Annotated in this window: 2 protein-coding genes and 3 tRNA genes; 1 reads left to right on the top strand and 4 read right to left on the bottom strand. The window is 71.3% G+C overall.

The window, feature by feature from the left end:
- Positions 1-31: 31 nt before the first annotated feature.
- From ABZ260_RS49920 to ABZ260_RS49930, 3 genes are all read right to left on the bottom strand, one after another.
- Positions 32-106, bottom strand: a tRNA-Val gene (locus ABZ260_RS49920).
- A gap of 14 nt (positions 107-120) precedes the next feature.
- Positions 121-191 (bottom strand) — tRNA-Cys (locus ABZ260_RS49925).
- Between the two features lie 25 nt (positions 192-216).
- Positions 217-288: transfer RNA gene (locus ABZ260_RS49930), tRNA-Gly, on the bottom strand.
- A 150-nt stretch (positions 289-438) separates the two neighbouring features.
- Here ABZ260_RS49930 and hutH point away from each other — a divergent pair.
- Positions 439-1,986, top strand: coding sequence for a histidine ammonia-lyase (hutH, locus tag ABZ260_RS49935; RefSeq protein WP_350927217.1), 1,548 nt, complete (start codon positions 439-441; stop codon positions 1,984-1,986).
- Here hutH and ABZ260_RS49940 read toward each other — a convergent pair.
- Positions 1,983-2,502, bottom strand: a 520-nt coding sequence (locus ABZ260_RS49940) for a RidA family protein (protein WP_355632686.1), incomplete at its 5' end; no start/stop codon positions are given. The two genes, hutH and ABZ260_RS49940, sit on opposite strands and share 4 nt — an antisense overlap.

Here is a 2,502-nt window from a genome sequence, read left to right on the forward strand (position 1 = left end):
GCGGTGATCTGCTCATGGCTGCCATGAGCGGTGGTGGACGATACAGGGATTGAACCTGTGACCTCTTCCGTGTCAGGGAAGCGCTCTCCCGCTGAGCTAATCGTCCTCGCTGCGAACCAGAGGTGGAGACGGGATTTGAACCCGTGTACACGGCTTTGCAGGCCGTTGCCTCGCCTCTCGGCCACTCCACCGAGTGGGGGACCTGAGTCCCTTCCGAGCGGAAGACGGGATTCGAACCCGCGACCCTCACCTTGGCAAGGTGATGCTCTACCACTGAGCCACTTCCGCGTGCCCCCGGGGCCTGCCCGGACTCACTGCGAGAACTCTAGCGAATACCCGGCCACTCCCCAAACCGAGCGGTACCGGTATCGTGAGATGTAAGGAGCCAGCAATGGGTTCACCAGTTACCAAGTTCAACCTACGCGAGAGAGTGACAGCATGCGCGACAACGAGGTCGTGAACGTCGGACCGGAGCCGCTGAGCTTCGAGCAGGTCGTAGAGGTCGCCAGGCACGGTGCCCCCGTGCGACTCACCGACGACGCCGTGGCGGCCATGGCCGCGGCCCGCACGCGCGTGGACGAGCTGGCCGAGAGCCCTACCCCCGCCTATGGCGTCTCGACCGGGTTCGGCGCCCTGGCCACCCGGCACATCGACCCGGCGCTCCGCGCACAGCTGCAGCGATCCCTCGTCCGCTCGCACGCCGCCGGGTCCGGCCCCGAGGTCGAGGTCGAGGTGACCCGCGCGATGATGCTGCTGCGCCTGCACACCCTGGCCACCGGTCACACCGGCGTACGCCCGAAGACGGCCAAGGTGCTGGAGAGCCTGCTCAACGCGCGGATCACCCCCGTCGTGCACGAGTACGGCAGCCTCGGCTGCTCCGGCGACCTCGCGCCGCTCTCCCACGTGGCCCTCACGATCATGGGTGAGGGCGTCGTCCGGGACGCCGCCGGAGAGCGGGCCGACGCCGCGGAGGCGCTCAAGCAGGCGGGCATCGAGCCCGTCGAACTGGTGGCCAAGGAGGGGCTCGCGCTCATCAACGGCACCGACGGCATGCTCGGCATGCTCATCCTGGCCATGGACGACCTCGCCCGCCTGTTCAGGACCGCCGACATCGGCGCGGCCATGAGCGTGGAGGCGCTGCTGGGCACCGACCGCGTCTTCGCCGCCGACCTGCAGGCCCTGCGCCCGCACCCCGGGCAGGCGGCCAGCGCCGCCAACCTCAGGGCGCTGCTCGCGGACTCGCAGATCATGGACTCCCACCGGGACGGCACCTGTACCCGCGTCCAGGACGCCTACTCCCTGCGGTGCGCCCCGCAGGTCGCCGGCGCCGCCCGTGACACCCTGGCGCACGCCGCCTCGGTCGCCGGACGGGAGCTCGCCTCGGCGATCGACAACCCGGTGGTCCTGGCCGACGGCCGGGTGGAGTCCAACGGCAACTTCCACGGCGCCCCCGTCGGCTACGTGCTCGACTTCCTCGCCATCGCGGTCGCGGACATGGCGAGCATCTCCGAACGCCGCACCGACCGCATGCTGGACGTGGCACGCAGCCACGGCCTACCGGCCTTCCTCGCCGACGATCCCGGTGTCGACTCCGGTCACATGATCGCCCAGTACACCCAGGCGGCGGTGGTCTCCGAGCTCAAGCGCCTGGCCGTGCCCGCGAGCGTCGACTCGATCCCGAGCTCCGCCATGCAGGAGGACCACGTCTCCATGGGCTGGTCGGCCGCGCGCAAACTGCGCCGCTCGGTGGACGGCCTCACCCGGGTGCTCGCGGTGGAGATCCTCACCGCCGCGCGGGCCCTGGACCTGCGCGCCCCGCTGCGTCCCGCCCCGGCGACCGGAGCCGTGGTGGCCGCCCTGCGCCAGGCCGTCCCCGGCCCGGGACCCGACCGCTTCCTCGCACCGGAGATCGAGGCGGTGGTCGGGCTCGTCGCGGGCAACGCGGTCGTCGCCGCCGCCGAGACGGTCACCGGCCCCCTGGCCTAATACCGTCCCGCCGGGACGGCGGCGATCACGTCCACCTCGATGAGCAGCCCCGGCGAGAACAGCCGCGACACCTCCACCGTCGTGCTGGCCGGGGGCGCGCCGGTGATATGGCGCCCGCGCACGGCCCCGTACTCCGGCAACAGCGACATGTCGATGAGAAAGGTCCGGATGTGGGTCACGTCGTCGAACGTGCAGCCCTGATCGGCGAGGACGCGTGACAGCTGGTCCATCACGTACTCGGACTGGCGCGTCATGTCCCCCTCGCCGACCACCTTCCCCTCCCCGTCCAGGGCCACCTGCCCGGAGACGAACAGCAGGTTCCCCGCCCTGGTGGCGTGCGAGTAGCGCCCGTTGGTGGCGGGGACCGTGGCCGGGTTTATCCTCTCCACGCCTGTACGGCCCCGCTGGTCGCTCCGCTCCGTGTCCCGGGCCGTCCCCGCGGGACCGGTCACGGTGAGGTGCGCGAAGATCGCCGTCAGGTCCGCGTCGCCCAGCCCGGCCGCCGTCGCGCCGACC

It is taken from the genome of Streptosporangium sp. NPDC006013 (assembly GCF_040614275.1).
GTDB lineage: Bacteria > Actinomycetota > Actinomycetes > Streptosporangiales > Streptosporangiaceae > Streptosporangium.